This is a genomic window from Marininema halotolerans (genome assembly GCF_900116235.1).
Classification (GTDB): Bacteria; Bacillota; Bacilli; order Thermoactinomycetales; family DSM-45169; genus Marininema; species Marininema halotolerans.
Map to the genome: position 1 here is coordinate 185,861 of NZ_FPAA01000001.1, position 23,002 is coordinate 208,862.

At 44.6% G+C, this 23,002-nt stretch carries 24 protein-coding genes and 1 tRNA gene; 3 read left to right on the forward strand and 22 right to left on the reverse strand.

Annotation, left to right across the window (positions count from 1 at the left end; genetic code table 11):
- Positions 1–139 precede the first annotated feature (139 nt).
- Positions 140–1,534 (reverse strand): RNA polymerase factor sigma-54, encoded by a 1,395-nt coding sequence (gene rpoN / locus CHX35_RS00940; protein WP_176391813.1) that lies wholly within the window; start codon positions 1,532–1,534, stop codon positions 140–142.
- 312 nt (positions 1,535–1,846) lie between these two features.
- On the opposite strand from rpoN, the gene CHX35_RS00945 reads away from it, so the two are divergent.
- The 3 genes from CHX35_RS00945 to CHX35_RS00955 all read left to right on the forward strand — a co-directional run bounded on the left by CHX35_RS00945 (position 1,847) and on the right by CHX35_RS00955 (position 3,560).
- Positions 1,847–1,921 (forward strand) — tRNA-Arg (locus CHX35_RS00945).
- Between the two features lie 140 nt (positions 1,922–2,061).
- Complete coding sequence (clpP, locus tag CHX35_RS00950) at positions 2,062–2,652, forward strand: ATP-dependent Clp endopeptidase proteolytic subunit ClpP (protein ID WP_091832463.1); 591 nt, start codon at positions 2,062–2,064, stop codon at positions 2,650–2,652.
- Positions 2,653–2,867: 215 nt separating this feature from the next.
- Complete coding sequence (locus CHX35_RS00955; RefSeq protein ID WP_091832466.1) at positions 2,868–3,560, forward strand: hypothetical protein; 693 nt, start codon at positions 2,868–2,870, stop codon at positions 3,558–3,560.
- Between the two features lie 239 nt (positions 3,561–3,799).
- Here the strand turns inward: CHX35_RS00955 and CHX35_RS00960 are convergent, their stop codons facing one another.
- The 21 genes from CHX35_RS00960 to hisZ all read right to left on the reverse strand — a co-directional run bounded on the left by CHX35_RS00960 (position 3,800) and on the right by hisZ (position 22,923).
- Positions 3,800–4,858, reverse strand: coding sequence for a CHAP domain-containing protein (locus tag CHX35_RS00960; RefSeq protein WP_176391814.1), 1,059 nt, complete (start codon positions 4,856–4,858; stop codon positions 3,800–3,802).
- Between the two features lie 385 nt (positions 4,859–5,243).
- Positions 5,244–5,711 (reverse strand): hypothetical protein, encoded by a 468-nt coding sequence (locus CHX35_RS00965; protein ID WP_091832472.1) that lies wholly within the window; start codon positions 5,709–5,711, stop codon positions 5,244–5,246.
- A 400-nt stretch (positions 5,712–6,111) separates the two neighbouring features.
- Positions 6,112–6,339, reverse strand: a complete 228-nt coding sequence (locus tag CHX35_RS00975) for a spore germination protein (RefSeq protein WP_091832478.1) — start codon at positions 6,337–6,339, stop codon at positions 6,112–6,114.
- 83 nt (positions 6,340–6,422) lie between these two features.
- A complete protein-coding gene (locus CHX35_RS00980; RefSeq protein WP_091832481.1) occupies positions 6,423–8,234 on the reverse strand; it encodes a monovalent cation:proton antiporter family protein in 1,812 nt (603 codons plus the stop codon).
- Positions 8,235–8,433: 199 nt separating this feature from the next.
- Positions 8,434–8,694 carry an HPr family phosphocarrier protein gene (locus tag CHX35_RS00985; RefSeq protein WP_091832484.1) on the reverse strand — a complete coding sequence of 87 codons (261 nt, stop codon included), beginning with the start codon at positions 8,692–8,694 and terminating at the stop codon, positions 8,434–8,436.
- 40 nt (positions 8,695–8,734) lie between these two features.
- The gene (whiA, locus tag CHX35_RS00990) at positions 8,735–9,673 is read right to left on the reverse strand and encodes a DNA-binding protein WhiA (RefSeq protein ID WP_091832487.1); all 939 of its coding nucleotides are present in this window, start codon (positions 9,671–9,673) and stop codon (positions 8,735–8,737) included.
- A gap of 22 nt (positions 9,674–9,695) precedes the next feature.
- Positions 9,696–10,667 (reverse strand): gluconeogenesis factor YvcK family protein, encoded by a 972-nt coding sequence (locus CHX35_RS00995; protein ID WP_091832490.1) that lies wholly within the window; start codon positions 10,665–10,667, stop codon positions 9,696–9,698.
- A 35-nt stretch (positions 10,668–10,702) separates the two neighbouring features.
- Positions 10,703–11,584 (reverse strand): RNase adapter RapZ, encoded by an 882-nt coding sequence (gene rapZ, locus CHX35_RS01000; RefSeq protein ID WP_425435286.1) that lies wholly within the window; start codon positions 11,582–11,584, stop codon positions 10,703–10,705.
- Between the two features lie 297 nt (positions 11,585–11,881).
- On the reverse strand, positions 11,882–12,340 hold the full coding sequence (locus tag CHX35_RS01005; RefSeq protein WP_091832495.1) for an 8-oxo-dGTP diphosphatase: 459 nt from the start codon (positions 12,338–12,340) through the stop codon (positions 11,882–11,884).
- Positions 12,341–12,564: 224 nt separating this feature from the next.
- Complete coding sequence (locus CHX35_RS01010) at positions 12,565–13,032, reverse strand: CBS domain-containing protein (protein ID WP_176391815.1); 468 nt, start codon at positions 13,030–13,032, stop codon at positions 12,565–12,567.
- An 84-nt stretch (positions 13,033–13,116) separates the two neighbouring features.
- Positions 13,117–13,446: a thioredoxin family protein gene (locus CHX35_RS01015; protein WP_176391816.1), complete on the reverse strand. Its 330-nt coding sequence runs from the start codon at positions 13,444–13,446 to the stop codon at positions 13,117–13,119.
- A gap of 17 nt (positions 13,447–13,463) precedes the next feature.
- Positions 13,464–15,203 carry a tetratricopeptide repeat protein gene (locus tag CHX35_RS01020; RefSeq protein ID WP_091832501.1) on the reverse strand — a complete coding sequence of 580 codons (1,740 nt, stop codon included), beginning with the start codon at positions 15,201–15,203 and terminating at the stop codon, positions 13,464–13,466.
- A 116-nt stretch (positions 15,204–15,319) separates the two neighbouring features.
- Positions 15,320–16,270 carry a ribose-phosphate diphosphokinase gene (locus tag CHX35_RS01025; protein WP_176391817.1) on the reverse strand — a complete coding sequence of 317 codons (951 nt, stop codon included), beginning with the start codon at positions 16,268–16,270 and terminating at the stop codon, positions 15,320–15,322.
- Positions 16,271–16,495: 225 nt separating this feature from the next.
- Positions 16,496–17,134 carry a bifunctional phosphoribosyl-AMP cyclohydrolase/phosphoribosyl-ATP diphosphatase HisIE gene (gene hisIE / locus CHX35_RS01030; RefSeq protein ID WP_091832504.1) on the reverse strand — a complete coding sequence of 213 codons (639 nt, stop codon included), beginning with the start codon at positions 17,132–17,134 and terminating at the stop codon, positions 16,496–16,498.
- Positions 17,131–17,889 (reverse strand): imidazole glycerol phosphate synthase subunit HisF, encoded by a 759-nt coding sequence (gene hisF / locus CHX35_RS01035; protein ID WP_091832507.1) that lies wholly within the window; start codon positions 17,887–17,889, stop codon positions 17,131–17,133. The genes hisIE and hisF overlap by 4 nt, the downstream gene beginning before the upstream one ends.
- Positions 17,886–18,626 (reverse strand): 1-(5-phosphoribosyl)-5-[(5-phosphoribosylamino)methylideneamino]imidazole-4-carboxamide isomerase, encoded by a 741-nt coding sequence (hisA, locus tag CHX35_RS01040; protein WP_091832509.1) that lies wholly within the window; start codon positions 18,624–18,626, stop codon positions 17,886–17,888. The genes hisF and hisA overlap by 4 nt, the downstream gene beginning before the upstream one ends.
- On the reverse strand, positions 18,623–19,249 hold the full coding sequence (hisH, locus tag CHX35_RS01045; protein ID WP_091832512.1) for an imidazole glycerol phosphate synthase subunit HisH: 627 nt from the start codon (positions 19,247–19,249) through the stop codon (positions 18,623–18,625). Before hisH ends, hisA begins: the two co-directional genes overlap by 4 nt.
- Positions 19,250–19,251: 2 nt before the next feature.
- Positions 19,252–19,842, reverse strand: coding sequence for an imidazoleglycerol-phosphate dehydratase HisB (hisB, locus tag CHX35_RS01050; protein ID WP_091832515.1), 591 nt, complete (start codon positions 19,840–19,842; stop codon positions 19,252–19,254).
- Positions 19,843–19,848: 6 nt separating this feature from the next.
- Positions 19,849–21,123 (reverse strand): histidinol dehydrogenase, encoded by a 1,275-nt coding sequence (hisD, locus tag CHX35_RS01055; protein ID WP_091832518.1) that lies wholly within the window; start codon positions 21,121–21,123, stop codon positions 19,849–19,851.
- A complete protein-coding gene (gene hisG / locus CHX35_RS01060; protein ID WP_091832521.1) occupies positions 21,120–21,770 on the reverse strand; it encodes an ATP phosphoribosyltransferase in 651 nt (216 codons plus the stop codon). Before hisG ends, hisD begins: the two co-directional genes overlap by 4 nt.
- On the reverse strand, positions 21,763–22,923 hold the full coding sequence (gene hisZ, locus CHX35_RS01065) for an ATP phosphoribosyltransferase regulatory subunit (protein ID WP_091832524.1): 1,161 nt from the start codon (positions 22,921–22,923) through the stop codon (positions 21,763–21,765). The genes hisG and hisZ overlap by 8 nt, the downstream gene beginning before the upstream one ends.
- Positions 22,924–23,002: the final 79 nt, after the last annotated feature.

Below are 23,002 nucleotides of genomic sequence, written 5' to 3' on the forward strand. Positions count from 1 at the left end.
TACAGACCTCCGGGACTTTTTAAGTCCCATGTAGCGATTTATGTCCCATGCGGGCCAAAAAAATAGAACCGACACCATTTATTCTAGCTAAACCTGGTCAATTTGACAAGGTGGTTCGGCCTAAGATCGTAAAAAAACATTATACATGCTCCGTGTTAAAACGCTTGCGCTTACGCGAAGTCCCAATTCCCATCTCTTCTCGATATTTTGTTACCGTCCGTCGCGAAATTTGCACCCCTTCCCTTTCTAAGAGCTCAGCAAGTCGTTGATCTGAAAGGGGCCTCACTTTTTTTTCACTAGCAATAAATTGTCCAATTTTATCTTTTACACTTTGTGCAGAAGTATGCGTCCCTTGGTCTGTCATGACCCCAGAAGGAAAGAAATACCGAAATGGAAAAACCCCTTGCGGTGTTTGTATATATTTATGTTGAGTTGCTCGACTGACCGTTGATTCATGCATGCCCAGCAATGAAGCTACACGGTTAAGAGTAAGCGGCTTTAAATACGCTACCCCATGATGAAAAAAATCCCGTTGTTCAGCCAGAATTTTTTCCGTTACTCGATATAGGGTTTGACGGCGTTGTTCAATGTTTTTGACAAGCCACATCGCTGATTGTAACCGCTCTTTGATATATGGAATCGCTTGTTTGGCGGTTTCATCCTCCATTCGTAACATCTTGGTATAGCGACTGCTAATGGATAATCGAGGCATATCCCCTTCGTTCACAACGATCTCCCATTCTCCTTCCTTATCCATGACCGAGACATCTGGCAAGATATACTGGGGGAGCTCGTTATTAAATAACACTCCGGGTCTTGGGTTTAAACCTCGAATCACTTTAGCAGCCTCTTGGACTTCTTCCATCGTGCAATGGAGGCGGCGTGTCACTTCTGCCCAGCGCCCCTCTGAAAAGGGCAGTAAACACTTTTTGACGATGGCTAATGCAATCGCATTTGGCTCTTGTTCTCGCTGTAGCTGAATGGATAAACACTCGATGATGGATCGAGCGCCTATCCCTGCCGGTTCTAAATCATGAATAATTGCTAAATAACGTTCCCACACCTCTTCCTCCATCATAAAACGCTTACATACGAAAGAAGGGTCAATATCTAAATATCCCTTTTCATCTAGACTACCGATGATAAATTGACAAACTTTATACGCTTCATTATCGAGAGACAAGCATCGTAGTTGTTTTTCTAAACTATCCACCAGGGAATCTTTACTGGCAGTCATCCGCTCAAGGGGGGGATTGTCTTCTTGCCGTGCAATTCTCTTAGGATGTTCAGAGGAATCGAGGTAGGCTGTCCAATCAGAAAGACTTTCTTCACTCACTTGAAAGGGTTCACTATTTCCTGTTGGCGTCATACTGTCTATTTCTAATAACGGATTTTCCAAAGCTAATTCGTTAACAAACTGTGTTAACTCCCGGGCAGAAAGTTGCAATACGTGAATGGCTTGACGTAATTCCGGTGTCATCACAACTTTCATCCGTTGTTCTTGTGTAAGACTATACCCCATCGACAAAGCCATTGCGGTCACCTCCGCATGTTCCATTATATGTTTCAACCGCCGTTACTGATTCTCCACTTTCATTACATCTTGAAAAGGAAAAGGAGGTTGGAAGACACATAATCGGGGAAGAATACGTAATGTACATATGAACCACTACCTATTTTATCACATTAAAGGTCGAGATCATTTTTACAATAACTACATACTGCTTGCCGTCGCTTCTTCGTTGCCTAATCCACTGGTGAGAGAAAGAATTATCGATCATCTCTTGCCTAATCTCCTGATCTTAGCTATAATGGTGTTTGTGACTTATCCACAAATACACATTACGCGCCTATAGCTCAGGGGATAGAGCACTGGTCTCCGGAACCAGGTGCCCAGGTTCGAATCCTGGTAGGCGCACCAATTTTTTTATAGAAGACGGCAACCCTTTAGGTTGCCGTCTTCTTTTGTACAGGAAAAGCTTCGACAGATGTTGACCTTTCCTGACCTTTAAGCTATCATGGAAATACAATCCAACCTTTCCGACAGAGGAGGAACCTTGCATGAACTTAATTCCTTATGTTGTGGAACAAACAAATCGCGGTGAGCGATCCTATGATATCTACTCCCGCCTTCTTAAAGATCGTATCATTTTTTTGGGTAGTGAAATTAATGACGCAGTAGCCAACACCATCGTTGCTCAGATGCTATTTTTACAAACAGACGATCCAAATAAGGACATTCAGCTATATATCCACTCCCCAGGAGGATCCATCTCAGCAGGCTTTGCGATTTATGACACGATGCGCCATGTTAGCTGTGATATTCAAACGATCTGCGTGGGGATGGCCGCATCCATGGGTGCTTTCCTGCTTTCCTCTGGTACGCCTGGAAAACGACTGGCTCTACCCAACAGTGAAGTTATGATTCACCAACCTCTTGGAGGGGCACAAGGGCAAGCCTCCGATATTGAAATTAGCGCCAAACGCATCCTTCGTATGCGTGATAAATTAAATAAAATCCTTGCTGATCAAACCGGACAGTCCTTGAAAAAGATCCAACAAGATACGGATCGCGACTATTTCATGGAAGCTGAAGAAGCTAAAAAATACGGCCTGATCGATAAAGTGATTACCCAAGCGCCGAAGGCGTAAACATCACTCATCTTCTGTAGGGAGGGTGTGCTTATAAAAGCACACCCTCCCTACTTTTTTAAGGTGATTACCTGACTCTTATGACTACTTTAATACGATAGCGCTATAACATTATTTTACGCCTTTTATTATTGAAATCGCATTGCTTGAAATTTTAGTCTATGTTACGTTGAGATGGGATGGGATGGGCAAGGCTAAGGAGGAAAGTGAACAAAATGAGGACGGCAACACTCGCTTTAATTATGTGTTTTTTCGCATTCATAGCAGCTCCTTCTGCCTTTGCCGATAATTCCACGGAGCCCAACCAACAACCTATACAAGCTATTTATTCTCTTGAAAATGGACAACACCATGTTCAGGTCACCCTTCCTCATGCAGTTAATCCTCAAGGGAACTGGATCCTTACGTTAAATGGAAGTGATGAACAATCGTCACCGGATGCCTCTCCCCTGAGGGCTTTCACTGCCAATTACAATGATCTTGTCCCTGGTAGGACCTATCAAGTCATTGCTGTCTGGTATGGGAAAAATAACGGCCAGGCAATGGACCTGAATTCCTGTTTCCAATTCCAAGCCGAGGATCCGGCTACACACAAAGGAACTCCCACCAAATTAGTCGACTGCGGATTCAAAAACCCAACTTCTTCGGCGGATACCACAGATCAACCCCCTTCAAAATTCTCCCCGGAGAAAAAGGACCCTGGTACTACCCTCGATGCGCCTGAGAAAACCAAAGCAACTGACTCAGAAGAACAATCGAATCAGTTAGACAACCTCAACAGCGCATCAAAAGAGGGAGGAAAGCTTCCTCATACTACGGTTCCTGCACCATGGGGTTCTGCAGGAATTCAACTGATTTTGGTAGGGTGTGCCCTTATGGGTCGCCGCCAGTCTTCGACTCACCAGTAATGGACCGTACTCTAGCTCCTGGAATGAAATCGGTTATGGCGAGTGAAGGAACTTGTGATTGATCGATACATCACAACTACCTACTAAAGAGCATGCGTTATTCAACCCGATCGATATACCCAAACGCGAATTACCAAAAGCCCATCGCTCCCCTTGGACAGGCAATTAGCCTGTCCATTTTATATATCCAAGCAAAAGAGGTAGCCAATGGGCTACCTCTTTTGCTGATTTGTTCAGCCTTAATTAAAATGAATAAAGTTACTTACGGAACTAGCAGGAATCGTGCGAGAACTATAGCCATACCGGGGGTCATAATTATACTCTTCGATGGTTATGGAAGAACCATTCACTGATTTCACATAGGCTACATGACCAAAGCGACTCGCCCCATTACCCGCATTCCACTGGGCAATCGCCCCCGCTTTAGGGGTACGATTGACTGGATAACCGAGCGCGCGTGCGTTATCATCCCAGTGCTTAGCATCCCCCCAACGACCACCACGCATCATATTTGTGAAGCTCTTCCCATGTTGGTTCATCCGCCAGGCTACAAAGGAGGTACACTGCCGGTTATAAAATCCCCATGCATCGACTCCACCTGTACTTGCATATTTGAAGGGATAAAGGGAAGCATCCACCAGCGTCAAGCGTTGAAGTTCTTCTTTAATCGCATCTTCTTTATTCGATATCTTCGAAAGCTTTTTCTCGGTTTTTTTAATCTCTTTTTGAACCTGCACATAAATCTCACGAGCATCTTCTTCTTTTTTTCGCTGCTCATCGGCAAGATCTTCGTATTTTTTTGCTAATTTTTTATTTTCGTCTTCAATCCTTTGATACTGATCCATCAAACTTCGATCTCTTTCTAATATCATACGAAGGGTTTGAAAACGGGATAAAAATTCCTTTAGTGAACCGGCTTGTAACAGGGATTGCATACTCCCCATTTGACCATTTTCATAAATGATTCGAAAACGATCTTTAAAGAGCCCTTCATAATAATCGAGTTTTTTCTTATTTGCACGTTGTTGCTTTTCCACATCGGCAATCTTGCGGTTGATCTCTTTGGTCTTCTTTTCAATCTCAATGACTCTCTTTTTTGGCTCTTCAATCTTCTTGCGTAACTTATTTAGCTCACTTTGAATTTTATCCTTCTCATTACGAACATCCTCTAATTCTTTTTTCTTGCTTCCACCCGCACCAAAAACCGGGCTTGGTTGAAGAACTCCCGCTAGCAGAACAGCGGTAAGCAGGACGGTCAACCAGAAGCGTAATCCCCGTTCATGGGGTAACAAAACCATGCGTTCTCCCTCCCAGATCTCCCGCAGACTAAAAACCTCCCCCATCATTTTGAAGTAAAAGAATGTTCCCACTCTCTTATTCCTAAGCAGGGCAATTTTTGTCCACAATTGACGATAACATAAAAATCGATCCGATTGCTCCTCACAATCCGCAGACAGACTGTGTTTTATTTATGGCTAACCCATTCGAGATGGGCGAGGCAATCTCCTGCTCAAAATAATAAATTTATACCTTCTCATTCTAAGGTATGTATTGGAAATTAAACCTTTAGCCTATTGTCCGACCGACTTACTATGTGTATGATTAATAAAAAGAGACCAAGATCACCAAATATAGATAGATAAATAAGCCCCAGTCGCCTTGCGACTGGGGCTTTATAATCCGTCAAGACAGCACTCCCTCCTCAGTCATCTTTTTTAAACTCATCTTCTTTACACACACGCGAAGTATCCACTCATGAAAAATTACAACTAGAAAAAACATCACCATACCCATAAACGCCCAGACAATAAATCCATGAAAGGGACTACCTCCATCAGGATCAAGGTAGTTTAATAACTGCCACAAAACTAAACAACAAGGAAATCCAATATAAGAAAGCAGACTACTTTTGCGAATGATCCGTAGTTGCTGTTTTCGATTATTGGGGTGTTTCTTTATTATTATTTTTGCAAATAACCAGACATACAAAAGGATAATACCTATCCATTCTCCTAAAATTATAAACCATACATATATGCCAAAGAAGTCATGTAGCACAGTTAGTATTAACATCAGATTAACAAGAAAACATGCACCTAGTGCACTTAATAATAGTACCTGAGGCAAGAAATATTCCCGAATGATTTTCACCGTATTTCCTACTTTCTTCTGGATAGTCATGATGATCAGAACAGAGAAGCAGCGTCAGGGCGTTGGCAATCAAAAGAAAAACGAACACCCGATCGGGTGTTCGAAGAAATTTTCCCAAACACGTTCTCCTGAATAGAAATAACGTAAATCACGCCTAAACGTTTCATAGGAAAACCCATTGCCATGCCAAATTTCAATGTCAAAGGCTACTGCAAGAAAGAGTTCACTTGTTATATAAAAGTTGAAGATCATCAAAACCATAAAGGGACCCAACTTGGCTATAGCTAAAAATGAATGAATACTCACAATCTCCCTGTTTCATATCAACATTACTCAAGAATGTCTAGGTTAAAAAAACCTGCTCACGAACCTTTCATCGTAGCACTTGTCGAACTGAACATTACCAATAAGGCAGAAAGGGAACCGTTTGATCCATAAAATCATTGTCATTTACATAGTTCGTACTTTGTTGCCGATTACAATTGTAGTCTCCCAGGAGCGTACTACCCCCTGCGCTTTTTTGCATATTCGTTGCTGATAAATTAACGGTATTCCCCCAACTAAGGGCTCCTGCACTCGAATAGGCTTGCACTTTCATCTCGCGGATGTTGTTTAAAAATGATGACACAATACCCCCTCCTTCTTCATCTCTCCCATCTTATGCACCCATAGGTTGTCGGGTATCTGCCTAGTGCATCATTTTCATGATCACTAGCTACCCAGTAAACGGCGCAATCGCCGCGCATGCTCAGGGGTATCACTCACAATTAACCGATCTCCCAAGTGAATCACGGTATCCCCATGGGGCGTGATCACTTCATTTCCCCTTAATATACGAAGCACTAACGATTGACCCAACATATCTAGATCACGGATCCGAATAAAGTGATAGGCGCGATTGTTCATCCGGATTTCTTGCAGATGTTCCTGTGTTGTGACTAGGTCAATGAGGGACGGGTGCTCAATCATCGCCTTTACCAATGTCACATTGGAGAAAAACGCAGAGATCACCTTAATCTGACTCTGCTCTGGCAAGTTCACTTTCGTCTCGTGACGAGCAATCACTTGATTGACCCCTTGTTCTTCCGCAGCAGCAGCAATTAAAAGGTTGTCTTCATCCACTTTAGTAAATGCCACAACGATTTCTGCATCAAACACCTTTGCGTTTTTCAAGGTATCAATATCATTGCTTGGAAGCTCCACCATTTTGAAAGAACTTCCCTCCATATGTTGTAGATTGCTTTTATCTGAGCCATATAAGGTTACCGTATACCCGCCCCGTGTAAGATCCCGTGCTAACTGCATTGTGACAGGATTAAATCCGATTAAGGATGCTCGTACACAATTAACCGCCTCTTCATCAGGAACTAACCGTTGGAAAACCATTGGCGATGTTAATACTGTAATGACAGCCGCGAGAATGAGAGCGGTATTGGTTGTCGCGTTGATCATTCCCAATTGTTCCCCCACTGCGCTCGCGGCGATGACAAGACTCAAGGTGGAACCCAGTAGCACAGCGGAAGCAACTGCACGCTTCCATCCAAAAAACCGGCTAAAAATAGGGATGACCAGTGCCTTTGATAAATAGAATGCCCCTAATAACAAGGGAAGTAACAATAAGGACTGGGTATTGTTTAATAACCCCCATAGGTCTAATTTTACACCCACCATAACAAAGAAGATGGGAACCAAAAAACCATAGCCAAAGGCGTTTAGCTGGGAGATAAACCCTTTATCTGGGCTAAGCAGTGACACCAATGCACCTGCGAGAAAAGCGCCTAATATATTTTCTGCTCCAACGCTCTCAGATAAAGCAACAAAAAAGATGATCAGTGCAAAGACACCCCGTGTGCCAATGGAAATCGTTTCCCGCTGAATTTTCTTTATCATATTAGAAGGCTTAACGAAACGAATCAAAAACCAGTAAATCAAAAAGACAGCTAGAAAAAGACCACCAATGAGGAGCATACTTGTAATGCCCTCAGAGGAGCGGCGAAAAGCCACATAGATTGCCAATAATATCATCGTGACTAAATCAGCAATTACCGCAGTTAAAAGGATGGTTTGCCCTAGAGGTACATCCAATATCCCCTTATCTTTTAACACTGGCAGTGTCACACTGACTGAGATCGTGGCGATAATCAATGTCATAAAAAAGGGTGCTTTTACGATCCCTAGCATAGCGATCACCCAGGCAATCAACAGTGCCAGTACAAAGATCCCCACAAAGGTAAACACACTAATCCAAAGAGGATTCGGTTTAGAGGAATCGCAACCTTTTTTACTAGCACGAATCAGTTCAAAATCGATTTCTAACCCGGTTAAAAACATGAGATAAATAATACCTAGATTTGAGAGTAACTCCAGGGTAGGAACTTGCTCGATCAATCCAAATCCACTCTTACCTAAAATCAGTCCGATCGCAATTTCCGCTACAACAACCGGGATTGCAATCCATTGCATTCGATGTAGAACAATCGGAATAAAAAAGGCAGCCAGTACGACAATCATTAAAGAAAGCATGGAACCAATCCCTCCTTACAGATGCCCTAACCATTACTCGCTACATGTTCTTGTTAGTTTGTGCCAACGGTCCACAATCCAATCGAAGAATAATTAGCGACAGCATCGCTGATAACGATACGTATTCCCCAATCTGGAAGGGTAAAATCATAAAAAAACAGGATCCCCCAACGAGAGGATCCTGTTTTTGAATTTCGATTTAAAGATCATCCTTGCCAACAATCGTTGATAACGCTTCAATTGCTTGTTCAGCGTCCGACCCATCAGCTGAAATAGTAATTTCAGACCCATGGGATACTGCTAAGCTCATAATCCCCATAATACTTTTGGCATTCACTTTTTTATTTTCCTTACTAACAAAAATCTCGGAAGTATATTTATTTGCCTCTTGAACAAAGAGGGCAGCTGGGCGGGCATGAAGACCCGTTTTTAGATGTACTGTCACAATACGTTCTACCATCGTTTATCTCCTCCAATGATTGGCATTTAAGAACAGGTTGTTAAGTAGTCGCCGTGTCACCTAATTTTCCTGCAATTTCATCTAACTTTCGTAGCCGATGGTTCACCGCTGATTTACTCACTTTACGTGGAAGCATCTGACCCAATTCTGTCAGGGAGATTTCAGGATGTTGCAACCTCATCTCTGCCACCTCGCGTAATCGACTCGGCAATTGGTCAAGACCCATTTCGCGGTCAATTCGCCTGATATTTTCGACTTGACGCATAGCCGCCTGGATCGTTTTATTCAAATTCGCGGTTTCACAATTGACTAAACGATTGACTGAGTTCCGCATATCTTTCATGATGCGTACATCTTCAAACTGAAAGAGTGATTGATGCGCCCCAATAAGATTGAGGAATTCACCAATTTTATCTCCTTCTTTAATATAAGCAACATATCCTTTTTTTCTCTCTAACCATTTCGCGTGCATGTAATACCCATTAAGAAGATGACATAGGGCTTCACTATGATCCTGATAGGTCGAGAGGATTTCCAAATGGTAAGAAACGCTGTCCGGGTTGTTGACCGATCCCCCAGCGAGAAATGCACCACGAAGATAAGATCGCCGGCAACATTCCTCTTGAGTTAGTTCAGGGTGAATCCCTTCAAATCGTTCCAACCCTTTTCCCAGTATGCACAAATCACGCAAGATGTTTTCCGCATGGGGCGGTCCGAGTCGAAGGGCGTAGGTATTATTCTTCTTCAGACGCACTTTTTTCCTTACCAAAACCTCTGGTTGTACCGAATAAACCTCTTTGATCAGACTATACGTATGACGCGCAATCGCATTGTTTTCTGTCGTCACCTCAAGACCCATGCCTCCATGCAAAGAAATTACACCACTAATTCGCACAAGGGCTGAGAGTTCTGCCCGTTGACAACATGGTTTAGAGGCAATACGAGTCAATTCCTGTTTTACCTTGGAGGCAAAAGACATAGGACATCCCTTCCTCTTCACATCACTTCCGGATCAACCTCATGATACTACGACTTAAAAAGGAGGCATCATGGCGCAACACATCTCGCGTTTCTAATAAATTAGCCGATACCACTTCACAGCCGTGTTTCCGAATGCGATCCATATCCGGAAGTACGGGATCGGCTCCCTCCGCAGCATAGCGCTGTTGAATAGCTAATGGGGGGATCGCATCATTGGCGATCACAACGTCAAATAACTCACTGCCAACGTGTCGATAAATTGCTTCAACATGATCCGAAGCCGTATATCCATCAGTTTCCCCAGCTTGTGTCATCACATTGCAAATATAAATCTTTTTTGCTGAAGATGCTCGAATGGCATCTGCCATTCCCTTTACAAGAAGATTGGGGAGTAGACTTGTATAAAGACTTCCTGGACCGATGACGATTCCATCAGCCTCGCTAATCGCTTCCATTGCCTCATCCACAGGCTTCGCATCCTCCGGATCGATAAAAACACGTTCGATTCGACAACCGACGCGTGGAATTCTTGACTCCCCTTCTACCAGACTGCCATCACTCATCTCCGCTTTTAATGTAATGGTTTGGCCTGTAGAAGGTAGAACTCTTCCGCGAATGGCTAATACCCGACTCAATTCCTGTATTCCGTGATTAAAATCCCCTGTAATATCTTTTAATGCCGCAATGATTAAATTGCCTAAATTATGACCGGCTAACCCATCCCCATTGGAAAATCGATATTGTAGCACCTTCTCTAATAAAGGCTCAACGTCTGCTAATGCAACCAGGACATTACGAACATCCCCAGGAGGCGGCATTTGCATCTCACTGCGCAGACGCCCTGAACTTCCTCCATCATCCGCCACCGTTACAATGGCAGTAAGATCGAGGGGAAACCGCTTTAATCCACGCAAAAGGACAGATAGTCCAGTTCCTCCGCCGATGACCACAAGCCGGGGAATTTCTTTTTCTTCGGCTTCTGAATTGCTCATGATCGCCACCTACCTCTTTCACCCGGCATCCGCCTCTAATTTTTTTCAATATCTCGGTGTGCGACGCGTGTCCCTTCGGTTTCTCGAAACCATCGATTCAAATATTCCGCGACGGCTACAGAACGATGTTTCCCACCGGTACATCCAATACCTACCACTAAGCTCATCTTGCCTTCTCGTTGATAATGAGGCAAGAGAAAGGCTAACATATCCGTTAATTTTTCAAGAAATTGCTTTGTTTCCTGCCATTTCATTACATAGTCATACACATCAGTATCTTTACCTGTATTGGGCTTTAGCGAAGCTACATAATGAGGATTGGGAAGAAAACGAACATCAAAAATAAGATCCGCATCAATCGGTACACCATATTTAAATCCAAAGGATTGGAAAGTAACCGTTAACGTATTTTCTCCAGTAACCGTATAGCGAGAGATAATACGTTCCTTTAACTGCGCAGGTTTCATGGTACTTGTATCGATAATCTGATGGGCACGTCCCCTAATCTCATCCAGAAGCTCCCTTTCCAAATGAATCCCATCCATTGGTGTACCTTCTGGGGAAAGAGGGTGACGGCGACGGGTCTCCTTATAGCGTTGGACCAATACAGCATCACTCGCATCAAGATAAAGGATTTGATAATGAATTCCGTGATGTTTCTCTAATCTGTCCAAGGATTCAAATAAAGAGGAAAAGAAGTCCCTGCCACGTAAATCGATCACTAATGCCGCTCGTCGCATTCCACCTGATTGTTCAAGTAACTCCGTCAATTTACCCAACAACGCGGGGGGCAAGTTATCAATACAGAAAAAGCCAAGATCCTCCAAACTTTGCATAGCAACGGTTTTCCCTGCACCTGACATCCCTGTAATCACAACGAGGTTGGTTTCCTGTCTATTTTCTGCCACTGACGTCACCCACTTTCCATTGCAAATATTCTATTCCATTTTACCTTAAAATTTCTCCCTTTGCTGTTAATAACAGCCTCGATGACCCCTGCATCCTGGGAGTCGGATCTTCATCGCGACTGAATGTCATCATTCCTTCTCCAGTATCCCTTGTATTAAACCATTCGTCCAAGGAAGTTTCGTCAGTTTTATGACATACCCTTCATCGATGTAGAGAAAACCAGGGAGCCCTACCTCGACTCCAATTAGCACTCTCTATGGAATCCTTTGCATTCCTTGACTCTATGAGTTTCCAGGCTATCGCCATCAGTTGTGCCAGTGTTGAGAAAGAATGACCTCCTCTGGGGAATAAACGATTCGTCCGATAAATAACTCTTTCTCAAAACATGCGAGACGCGAGAGGATCTGTTGATCCATTTCCGAGGTAGGTAATGTAGATAAGGCATCGAGGGGTTGCCAGGAAAGTTGCCCCTCTGGGGAATTCTCCAATAAAGCGCCTTCATAGTGTGACGCACGAAAGTTAAACATCATCCATTCTTTCTCAATCTTTCCGTCCTGTTCAACACACATCGTAACGACTCCACTTAAGACAGGTTGAATAAGATGTAAGCCCGTCTCTTCATAAAATTCTCGACAAACCGCTTCCATAATGGTCTCTCCGGATTCCACCTTCCCCCCAGGAGCCACCCACCATCCACGACGAGGCTTTTTTAATAGTAGGAATTGATCCTGATCTTGTAGTAGACAATTAGCAATCCGTTGCATCGGGTTTCACCTCAGTGATTTCTAAGATGTCCTGTCACTTATTCTCATATCCGCTCACAAAAAATGCGGGATTCGCCATCCCTCACTTTGCTACTCCTTTATTATAACGAAATCGACTGAACCCACCAAGAACCCCTTCTCTCATCGCCTCAGTCCTACTTTCACCTAAAATAAAAAGACCCGCTACATGGTTAGCTGGTCTTTTTAGTAAACCACATCACAACTTACACACCGGATTTCGAGCGCTCATTTTCAATAAATTTTCGTTGGAAATACTCGGTTACTTTTTCCATCAATACTTTTCTCGTTAGAATTCCTTCGAAACGATTTTCTAAATCAATAATAGGAATATAGGGTCGGTCAATCAATACATCAAAGGCAAAGGAGAAGATCGAGTTCGCCAAAATGCCCGAGTGATTCTGATTCATCACGTTCTTCACCTGGGATTGTGATAATTTAGCAAACTGAAAGTCATTTCGTGTCAACATATAGTCAAGGATATTCGTCTTGCTGACGACTCCTTCTACTTTTCCCTCTCGATCAATCACTGGAACCGAAGCATATCCTTTACGCGTAAGAACAAGCAAGGCTCTCTCCAATGTCCAATCAGGTTCAACAACAACCACTTGATTGGCAGCAATAACCAATGGAGAAATTTCTTCGTCAAACAAGGAAATTTTTTGGTTACTCATGATGACCCAATCCTTTTCCTTCATATATGAATGGTAAGTCAAAGCGCACAAATATCCCTTATGAGTATCCCTTAAAAAATCCCCTCAGGAGAGGGGAGCGGCAGACATATCCTCAAAAAAACGAAGGACGTTCTCTTCCTTCTTCGCTTCTTTACTCGCTAACCGAGATATTTCAACACCATCACGAAATAAAATAAAGGTTGGAACACCTTTCACCTCATATTCCTCCGCAATGGCACGCGATTCATCGACATCCAATTCACCAAACTGAAAATGCGCTCGATAACGCTCTTCCCAGTTCGGCATGGATAATGCAATGCGTTTACAATCAAAACACCAGCTAGCACTAAATTCTACGAGCTTCATCCCTTCCGATATAAAGGATTGAAAGGTCGCTTGATCCAGTCTCTCCATCTCTCTTCCTCCTCGTCTTACGGTGAACGCCATGAGAATTGGGAGTTCCCCTTCGCGTTATAAGCCTGTTCCAACAAACGTACATGGCGACCCACAGTGGAGGAGGAAACTTCATGCTTTCGAGCAACACTTTTTTGAGTAAGGGAAAGACCATGTAATTTAGCCACCACATACTCAAGAGCTGCTGCCCAACCCTCCACTTTGCGAATTTCCGGAAGGCTGGGATGATTCTGCCGGAGGAAATCCGTCCAGATTACTTGGGCATCGTTCATATGGGCACTTTCATATTGACCCCTCATCCCAGCAAGACAGCATTCAAGAACCCGTTCCCAGTTTTCTAACCAGGAAGGCATCTCTTGGGATAAATCCCTGGGATGAATGGTTACTTCACGCCCCTCTAAAATGGCTCGAAAGGGAACCGAGGCACCAATTCGTTTTAATACATACAAAGTCATGCGTTTTAATTCGTCCTCTTCTTCCTTACGCATTAAGAAATTTTTCAGTACTTCTTCCGTTTCTTGATCACCAATCCATTCCAAAACCTGTATCACTTGTACCTTGGTATCAAAATCGCCATGATTAAGTGCCCAGAAGAAAGAGGAGCGAATCAATGGATTTTCCTTGATTTGTTCAGGAATCTGATCAACTTGCTGACCTAATTGAGAAAACTGCTCTTCAAAGGGAAGTTGATAGTGGTAGCTAACCATCGGCAGGTGCGTAGGAGGAACCCCTTGCCAACTATCAATCTGATTGAGGAAAAAGGAAGGCGCTTTTGACTGGGGATCTAACTCTTTTGCCATCCTCCAATACTTTCGTGCCTCAATATAACGCTTTGTGTTAAAGGCAGCAGCTGCTACATAATGATACAGGCTCGCTTTTAGATCTTTCTCTAATTTCAATAGCCTTCGGAAGAGTTGATACGCCACTTCATGTTCCCCAAGAATTCCCATCGTGGTTCCTAATTTATAAATATGTTCGGTTTGATAAGGTAGCCACTTTTTTAGCATTGCAACCAATTGTTCTCGCTCGTGAGTGTCACCGTTATGCTGGGCGAGAACCGCAAGGTTACATAAGGCATGCAAATTGGAAGGATCCTCTGTCAGAACCTCTCCGATCACTGATTTTGCCTTATCTAGTTCACCGGTATAATAATAGGCGAGGGCTAAATTATTCCGTGCCGCTGAAAAATCAGGGTACTCTGCCACTAACTTCTCCAAGGTATCCGTAGCTTGTAGAAAATGGCCCGATTCGAGCTGGATCCGTGCTTCTTCATGCCGACGAAGCCATTCTTTTTTAGGCTTATGTTCCGGACGTCTTGGTTGCCGCCCGAGTTCATAGGCAAGCATATCCAGCATCTCTTCCGCTTCCTGGGCAAATTCACCCCCAGGTTCTTCTTCTAAATAGTGGATAAGATGCTCCTCCGCCTTATCAAAATCATCCATGTTCGCTGCATTATTGGCCATATAAAACCAACACTCACTTAGATCAGGATCCGCATGTTCCAATATTCTACGCAAAACTTCATTTGACTCTTCAAAATAACCCATCTCAGAAAGAATCCCTGCAAGATTGCATAGATTGACTGGATTATCCGGTTCCTTTTCTACAGCAAGGCGGAAATATTTTAATGCTTTATCGTAACGATGCCGATCCAGAGAGCGTACTGCACGTTCAAAGAAGAAGCCCGCATCCAATCGTAAACGGACAACGTTATGCTCCCTAGCATAATTTTTGGCACCCACTTGAGTTTTTTTCATTGCATTCCCCACCCATCAGGGTATTGAAGCCGCTATTCGATATTGAAAAAAGTATATCACACTTCGATGATGATCACCTATTGGGCTCCGAAAATTTCGGCGATAATTGCCTGCTATTACATACCTGCACGAAATAAGGTACTAATCGAACCCCCTTCTTGAATTAACCGAATTGCTTTGGATAAGAGAGGGGCGATTGAAATGACACGAACGTTTTCCAAGGACGTTGCTAAGGAAAGCGGGATGGAATCGGTGATCAATACTTCACGAATTCCAGGGTGATTTAACTTTTTCAACGCTTCCCCTGATAAAACAGCGTGTGTGGCGCACACCCACGCTTTATGTGCTCCTTTTTCCTGCAGGCGCTCAATGACACTCACGATGGTACCCCCCGTATCGATTATATCCTCAATGATAATGGGGGTACGCCCTGCTACTTCACCAATAATATGAGTCACACTTGCCTCATTATGAACAGGACGACGTTTCATCATAATCGCAAAGGGAGTATCCAGATAGGAAGCCAACTTTTCCGCCATCTTTACGCGACCCGCGTCTGGTGAAACCACCACTGGATTATGTATCGCCTGCTGAGTGAGGTACTCTGTAATCTGATCCAAAGCAGTTAAGTGATCGACAGGGATATGAAAAAAGCCTTGAATAGCAGGTGCGTGTAAATCGAGGGTAATTACCCGATCGACTCCAACCGTATGAAGTAAGTCGGCGACTACTTTGGCTGAGATGGGTTCACGAGGAGCATCTTTTTTCTCCTGTCGTGCATAACAAAAATAGGGTAGTACAACGGTAACACTACGAGCAGAAGCCCGACGAGCCGCATCGACCATAAAAAGTGTTTCCATTAAATGATCGTTTACTGGCTGAGATAAAGACTGAACCAAATAAACATCGGCATTGCGTACACTTTCTTCATAATGGACATAAATTTCCCCACTTTTAAAACGGTCGATCCGAACTTTCCCCAAGTTCATTCCCAGTTCCCCTGCAATTTTTGTAGCCAAGCCTCGATTGGACGTTCCAGAGAAGAGCATGAATCCCTTAGAGTGCATGGGCTCCCCCTTGCTGGGCATTTTTAATAGACCTACTATTTAAAGGCCATCCCTACCCTTCCAGACAATGCGTCTGGATTCCTTTGTTTTCCTATATTGTACGAATATATGGGATGTTGCGTCAACGACCCTCACTCCTATCAACGTGGAAACATCTCATTTTGTGACGAAAAAGAAGAGTCTGATTCCGACAAGGATGATTCCTTGATTGAATCAGACTCCTTATTATTGATGATGTCGCTTTCTTAATTCCGTTAAAACCTGATCCATCGATAGACCTTGCTCACGCATCAGGACGATGAGATGAAAAAACAAATCAGAGATTTCCCATGCGAGTTCTTCGGTGGAACCGTTTTTCGCAGCAATAATCACTTCACTCGCCTCTTCTCCCACTTTCTTTAATATCTTATCGACCCCTTCATCAAAAAGATAGGTGGTATAAGAGTCCTTTGGTCTTTTTATTTCCCGCGCAGCAACTACCGATTCTAATTCCGTCAGTATTCCATAACGATCACTGAGATCCGAATCATTGGGAAAGCATGAAACTTCTCCTGTATGACACGCAGGTCCAGTAGGGAGTACACGGACTAACAATGCGTCCTGGTCACAATCCGTACAGACAGATCGAACCGACTGCGTATTTCCAGATGTCTCTCCTTTGTGCCATAATTCTTGACGAGACCGGCTCCAAAACCAGGTCTCCCTTGTTTCAAGGGTCTTTTGAATGGCTTCTTTGTTCATATAAGCAAGGGTCAGTACTTCTTTACTCGTCGCATCTTGAACGATTGCTGGAATCAACCCATTTTCATCAAAACGAAGCTGGTTCCAATCCAGAGAAAGTGGTTTTTCCTCATCTGTCGTCATCGTATGGCCACCCCCTCTTCTCTTAACGTTGCTTTTAGCTCATTCACTTTGATTTCTCCATAATGAAAAATGGAAGCAGCAAGTGCCGCTGCAGCGGAAGTCTCATGAAACACCTCTACAAAATGCTCCATTGTACCTGCTCCTCCTGAGGCAATTACAGGTACACGAACGGAGGAAGCAACCGCTTGGGTGAGTGGCAGATCAAACCCATTTTTTTGGCCATCCTGATCCATACTCGTTAAGAGTATTTCCCCAGCCCCTCGCCTTACGGCTTCCTGCGCCCAATCAACGACACGCCAGTCTGTTTTCTTTTGGCCCCCATGGGTAAAGACAAACCAGTCATCGCGATCATCCATCCAACAAGCATCGATCGCCACAACCATACACTGGCTTCCAAAACGTCGAGCCCCGTCCTCGATGAGCGATGGATCAAGAAGCGCTGCAGTGTTCACCGAAATTTTATCTGCACCCGCACGAAGTAATTGATACATGTCTTCTGTATCACGAATGCCCCCACCTACAGTAAAGGGGATACGCAGCTGACCAGCTGCTTGGCGAACCACCTCAACCATAGTGCCACGCCCCTCTTGCGATGCCGATATATCTAAAAAAACCACTTCATCGGCTCCCACTTGATCATATTGCGTAGCAAGCTCTACAGGATCACCTGCATCCCGTAAGTTGAGGAAGGAAACCCCCTTCACTACCCTGCCATCCTTTACGTCTAGACAAGGAATGATTCGTTTTTTAATCAACCCTCTTCCCCCTTCAACTTCACCAGTGCTTCTTCTAAATCAACATCGCCAGTATACAGCGCTTTTCCCACAATCACTCCGGTTACTCCTTCATGTTCATGCCGCCTTAGTTCTTCCATATCAGCAACGGAATGCACACCTCCCGATGCAATCACCGATTTTCCAGAAGCAAAGGCTACATTTCTTATGGCTGGGATGTTGGGACCATGAAGCGTTCCATCCCGGGAGATGTCTGTAAAGATAAACGTTTCTGCTCCAAAACCCACCATTTTTTTTGCGACGTCCTCGACAAGAATTCCTGTGTTTTCTTCCCATCCATGGGTAGCAACACGACCATCCCATGCATCTAATCCTAGTGCGATGCGGTCACCATATAACCCTAACGCCTCCTGCACAAAAGCCGGATGGTCAATGGCAGCTGAACCGATTACGACTCGACTCACTCCCCATTGAAGTAACTGCTCAAGCCGTTTCATATCCCGGACACCGCCACCTACTTGGATCGGTACTTGTAGCAAACGGGTTATTTCTTTGATAACAGGGAGATGAATCGGATCGCCTGAGCGAGCACCATCTAAGTCGACTACATGTAACCACTCTGCTCCTTTGGAAACCCACTTTCGGGCAACGGTAAGCGGATCTTCACTATAAACGGTCTCGGCTTCATAATCCCCTTGATACAAGCGCACACATTTACCACCACGCAAATCAATCGCTGGATAGACATCAAAGCTCATCCTACCGCAACCTCCCTCTTACAACATAGATGAGCAAAGTTCTTTAATAAATGCTCCCCTGTATCACCGCTTTTTTCAGGATGAAACTGCATCCCAAAGATTTTGTTGCGACCAACAATCGCCGTCACTTCTCCATGGTAATCGGTCACTGCTAAAATATCGTCTGGATTATCGGGAAAGACATGATAGGAGTGTACAAAGTAAACAGCCCCCTCTTCGACACTTCTCAAGAGTGGATGGGGACTATGAAATCTAAGGTCGTTCCATCCCATATGCGGAATATTAAAATCCCCAACAAATCGTTTCACGTGTCCGGGTAATAGATGAAGGCCTTGATGATAGCCATACTCTTCACTACTTGTAAAGAGGAGTTGCATACCCAGACAAATTCCTAGGAGGGGTTTGCCTTCACAAAGAGCAATATCCCGGATTACATCGATTAAATTACGACGCTTTAACTCCAGCATCGCATCACCAAAGGTTCCAACCCCTGGCAAAATCACACCCGAAGCGGATCGAATGGTTTCTTCATCCGAAGAGATGCAGTACTCATAATCCATACGCTCTAATGCCTGGCTCACACTGTATAAATTGCCCATGCCATAATCAATAATTGCAATCATGTTTATAACACTCCCTTGGAGGATGGAACAGATTTCACCCGAGGATCCACTTGAGTCGCCATATCCAGCGCTCGCCCCAAGGCTTTAAAAAGAGATTCAATCATATGGTGAGTATTCCGTCCATAGTGAAGAATTACATGAAGATTCATCCTTGCTTCCAAGGCCAGTTTCCAAAAAAATTCATGGACCAATTCCGTATCAAAATTGCCTACTTTCCCTTGGGGAAAATCCGCTCGAAATTCAAGATGGGGGCGATTGGAAAGATCAATAATCACTTGACCCAAAGACTCATCCATGGGAACGGAGGCATTCCCATAGCGACGGATTCCTTTTTTATCACCGATTGCTTCACGAATCGTCTCTCCAAGACAAATCGCAATATCTTCCACCGTATGATGATCGTCAACCTCATGATCTCCCTGGGCAACCACCTTTAGATCAAACAATCCATGCTTTGCAAATAAATCAAGCATATGCTCTAAGAAAGGTACCCCGGTGGAGAGCTCCGTTTCCCCCTGTCCATCTAGCTGGATGTTTAACTGGATGTTCGTCTCTTTTGTTGTCCGTTGGATGCTCCCGCTTCGGTGATTCATCGCTACCTACTCCTCCTTTTCAATTCGTGCTCGAATCGAAGCCGCGTGCCCAGTAAGCCCCTCTGCCTCTGCAATGGCGATCACAGCAGGACCATCTCGAAGTAACGCCTTTTGACTATACGATATTAAACTCGTCTTTTTGCTAAAATCCTCCACTGAGAGTGGTGAGAAAAAACGTGCCGTTCCATTGGTTGGAAGAACATGATTGGGACCTGCTAAATAATCCCCAACGGCTTCGGGACTCCACTGTCCGAGGAAAAGCGCTCCCGCATTTTTAATCGCTCCTACCCACCGCCATGGATCTTCCACCATCAATTCCAAATGTTCGGGGGCTAAGCGGTTGGCCAGCTCCATCGCCTCATTAAGGTCCTGTGTGATACAAAGCGCTCCATGATTGATTAGGGATGTTGTCGCAATCTTCCTTCGTGGTAATCCCTCGCACTGTTCTAGAAGCTCATTGGTCACCTTCTCTGCGAGGAAAGTCGAGGGGGTAAGCAAAACCGCTGAGGCCATTGGATCGTGCTCCGCCTGTGAAATCAAATCCGCTGCGATGTACCTGGCATTCGCGTGCTCATCAGCGATTACCACGATTTCACTCGGCCCTGCAATGGAGTCAATATCCACCTGCCCATATACCAACCGCTTTGCATGGGCAACATAGGCGTTTCCCGGTCCCACAATTTTATCGACAGAGCTGATGCTCTCGGTCCCATACGCCAACGCGGCAATTGCTTGGGCTCCGCCAATCTTATAGATCCGGGTCACTCCTGCTTCTCGCGCTGCAACCAAGGTAGGAGAGGGCACTTCGCCATTCGAATCTGGCGGCGTTACCATGATCACTTCTTCTACTCCCGCCACCGCTGCCGGAATGGCCGTCATTAGCACGGTAGAAGGGTATGCAGCGCGACCTCCGGGTACATAAAGCCCCACTTTTTGCAAAGGTCGTATCAGTTGACCCAACACGGTGCCGTCTTCTTCCGTATCCATCCATGAGTTCTGTTTTTGCCGCTCATGGTATTTCCTGATCCGCTTCGCCGCAAGCGTGAGGGCATCCCTCACTTCAGAAGAAACCTTGGACACTGCCGCTTCGATTTCGACATCCGTGACTTCAAATGTAGACAACTCCACGCCATCAAACTGTGCAGTCAATTCACGGACAGCCTTATCCCCTTCCCTTCTGATGCGAGAAAGGATTTCTTTTACCGCGCCATCTTCCTTCGAGGAGACGCTGATCTCTTCACGACGCGTTATCAATTCATCCGGCTTCACTATGGCGATCATCTAAGCGCTCCTTCCTGTGCCACCACACGCGTTAATCCTGCCACAATCCCACTAATCCGACCCTTTTTTAACCGATAGCTTGCACGGTTCGCAATTAAGCGTGAAGTAATCTTTGTTATTTCTTCTAATTCGATCAGGCCATTTTCCTGTAATGTACGACCACTGGACACAATATCGACAATTCGATCCGCTAACCCAATCATCGGCGCTAACTCTACTGAACCATTTAAGTGAATCACCTGCACCTGTTCCCCTTGCTGTTTAAACCATTGGCTGGCGATATGGGGATATTTGCTCGCTACTTTCAGGTTTGCATGGGGTGTCCAATCAGGCATCCCTGCCACTGAAATGCGACATGGACTGATCATCAAATCAAGCAGTTCATGTACATCCCTTTCCTCTTCCAATAACACATCTTTTCCGACTACACCTAAATCCGCTACACCATGCTCAACATAGGTAGGGACATCCATCGGCTTAACCATTAAAAAGGAGAGTTGTTCATCGGGTACCTCGATGGTCAACTTTCGTGAGTCCTCAGTCCATTCCCCAGGCACCTTTAATCCTGCCTTTTTTAAAAGTTCCAAGGCTTCTCCAAATATACGCCCCTTAGGCATCGCCAGCGTTAAAGGAGTTTGTCTAATCATCCAAGCCCTCCTCCTTAACACGTACCACACGGTCAAATTCTTGATCAGGCACTTGGTCTTCTTCTTGATAAAGCACAACTGCCTTCCCTTTTGTTCGCAAATAATTCGCCTGTTGAAAAGCTTTCCGACGGGATCGAACGGAATAAACCAGTGCGATCCGCTCAATTTTCCTCGGACCTCCTGGGCTTGCCATAATGAGTCGATCCGTTTTTAATGCAAATCCTCGAGCAGGATGATCTCGCCCAAAACGTGCTAATAAATGATCATAACGTCCTCCTGAAAGAAGATAGTAGCCCGCTGCTCCATATCCCTCAAAGTAAATGCCCGTATAGTAATCCAAACTTCCCACTAGCGACAAATCAAACATGACATGCTCGGCAACGCCCCAGTCCTGCAACACAGACCAAATTCTGCGTAAATGATTGACCCCTGCTAACGCCCGTTCGCAATGCGTATGCTCCTCAAATAATGTAAAGACTTCTTCATCACCGCAAAATCGGAGAAGTTGCAAAAGTTTCTCCTGCTTGGAAGAAACGATATCCAATTCACTTACTTGCTTTTGATAGGCGACAACATCGCGGGAACCAAGACTTTGTTTTAACACTTCAACGTTTTGGCTCGAACCCGTCTGCTCCAGGAGAAGTGCATCCAATAAATCGATGTGTCCAACAACCAATTGCAGAGGGGCAATACCCAACTCTTTCAATGTTTCCACCGCTAAGGCAATCACCTCAGCATCTGCCTCCGGGGATGCATCCCCAACAAGTTCAACCCCGGATTGGTGAAACTCAGCAAAGCGACCCGCCTCCCGCTCCTGAGCGCGAAAGACATTGCCATGATAATGAAGCCGCATGGGAATTGGTTCTTCACCTAATAAAGAAGATACCACTCGTGCAATCGGTGCCGTCTGATCAGGACGAAGCACTAGCGTTTGCCCTTGTTTATCCAGCAACTTAAAAAGTTTATGTTCTGCTATTGCACTTGCATCACCGACTGTCTCAAAAAATTCCAATGTAGGTGTCACAACTTCTCGATACCCCCACCGCCGAAAACATTCTTCTACCCGGGCCTCTACCCAACGTTTTTTAGCCGTGATATCGGGTGGAAGATCACGGACGCCTGTCGGTTTTTCAAAGGTACGTAGTTTTGACATCCGTTTTCACTCCTTCATCTGATACTTTAGTTCGCTAATGAAATGAAGCATCAGCTTTTTTCCTAGTAGTGTAACACCC

Bases quoted from the DNA above. Each gene is read 5' to 3' on its own strand.
- CHX35_RS01005 (WP_091832495.1), bottom strand. From the start codon at position 12,340: ATGCAACGGATTGCTAATTGTCTACTACAAGATCAGGATCAATTCCTA.
- CHX35_RS00980 (WP_091832481.1), bottom strand. From the start codon at position 8,234: ATGCTTTCTTTAATGATTGTCGTACTGGCTGCCTTTTTTATTCCGATT.
- CHX35_RS00955 (WP_091832466.1), top strand. From the start codon at position 2,868: ATGAGGACGGCAACACTCGCTTTAATTATGTGTTTTTTCGCATTCATA.
- CHX35_RS00995 (WP_091832490.1), bottom strand. From the start codon at position 10,667: ATGAGCAATTCAGAAGCCGAAGAAAAAGAAATTCCCCGGCTTGTGGTC.
- hisG (WP_091832521.1), bottom strand. From the start codon at position 21,770: ATGATTAGACAAACTCCTTTAACGCTGGCGATGCCTAAGGGGCGTATA.
- rpoN (WP_176391813.1), bottom strand. From the start codon at position 1,534: ATGGCTTTGTCGATGGGGTATAGTCTTACACAAGAACAACGGATGAAA.
- hisZ (WP_091832524.1), bottom strand. From the start codon at position 22,923: ATGTCAAAACTACGTACCTTTGAAAAACCGACAGGCGTCCGTGATCTT.
- whiA (WP_091832487.1), bottom strand. From the start codon at position 9,673: ATGTCTTTTGCCTCCAAGGTAAAACAGGAATTGACTCGTATTGCCTCT.
- CHX35_RS00960 (WP_176391814.1), bottom strand. From the start codon at position 4,858: ATGGTTTTGTTACCCCATGAACGGGGATTACGCTTCTGGTTGACCGTC.
- hisA (WP_091832509.1), bottom strand. From the start codon at position 18,626: ATGAGCTTTGATGTCTATCCAGCGATTGATTTGCGTGGTGGTAAATGT.
- hisB (WP_091832515.1), bottom strand. From the start codon at position 19,842: ATGAATCACCGAAGCGGGAGCATCCAACGGACAACAAAAGAGACGAAC.
- hisD (WP_091832518.1), bottom strand. From the start codon at position 21,123: ATGATCGCCATAGTGAAGCCGGATGAATTGATAACGCGTCGTGAAGAG.
- CHX35_RS01010 (WP_176391815.1), bottom strand. From the start codon at position 13,032: ATGAGTAACCAAAAAATTTCCTTGTTTGACGAAGAAATTTCTCCATTG.
- CHX35_RS01020 (WP_091832501.1), bottom strand. From the start codon at position 15,203: ATGAAAAAAACTCAAGTGGGTGCCAAAAATTATGCTAGGGAGCATAAC.
- CHX35_RS01025 (WP_176391817.1), bottom strand. From the start codon at position 16,270: ATGCACTCTAAGGGATTCATGCTCTTCTCTGGAACGTCCAATCGAGGC.
- clpP (WP_091832463.1), top strand. From the start codon at position 2,062: ATGAACTTAATTCCTTATGTTGTGGAACAAACAAATCGCGGTGAGCGA.
- hisH (WP_091832512.1), bottom strand. From the start codon at position 19,249: ATGATTGCAATTATTGATTATGGCATGGGCAATTTATACAGTGTGAGC.
- CHX35_RS00985 (WP_091832484.1), bottom strand. From the start codon at position 8,694: ATGGTAGAACGTATTGTGACAGTACATCTAAAAACGGGTCTTCATGCC.
- CHX35_RS01015 (WP_176391816.1), bottom strand. From the start codon at position 13,446: ATGGAGAGACTGGATCAAGCGACCTTTCAATCCTTTATATCGGAAGGG.
- hisIE (WP_091832504.1), bottom strand. From the start codon at position 17,134: ATGACGACAGATGAGGAAAAACCACTTTCTCTGGATTGGAACCAGCTT.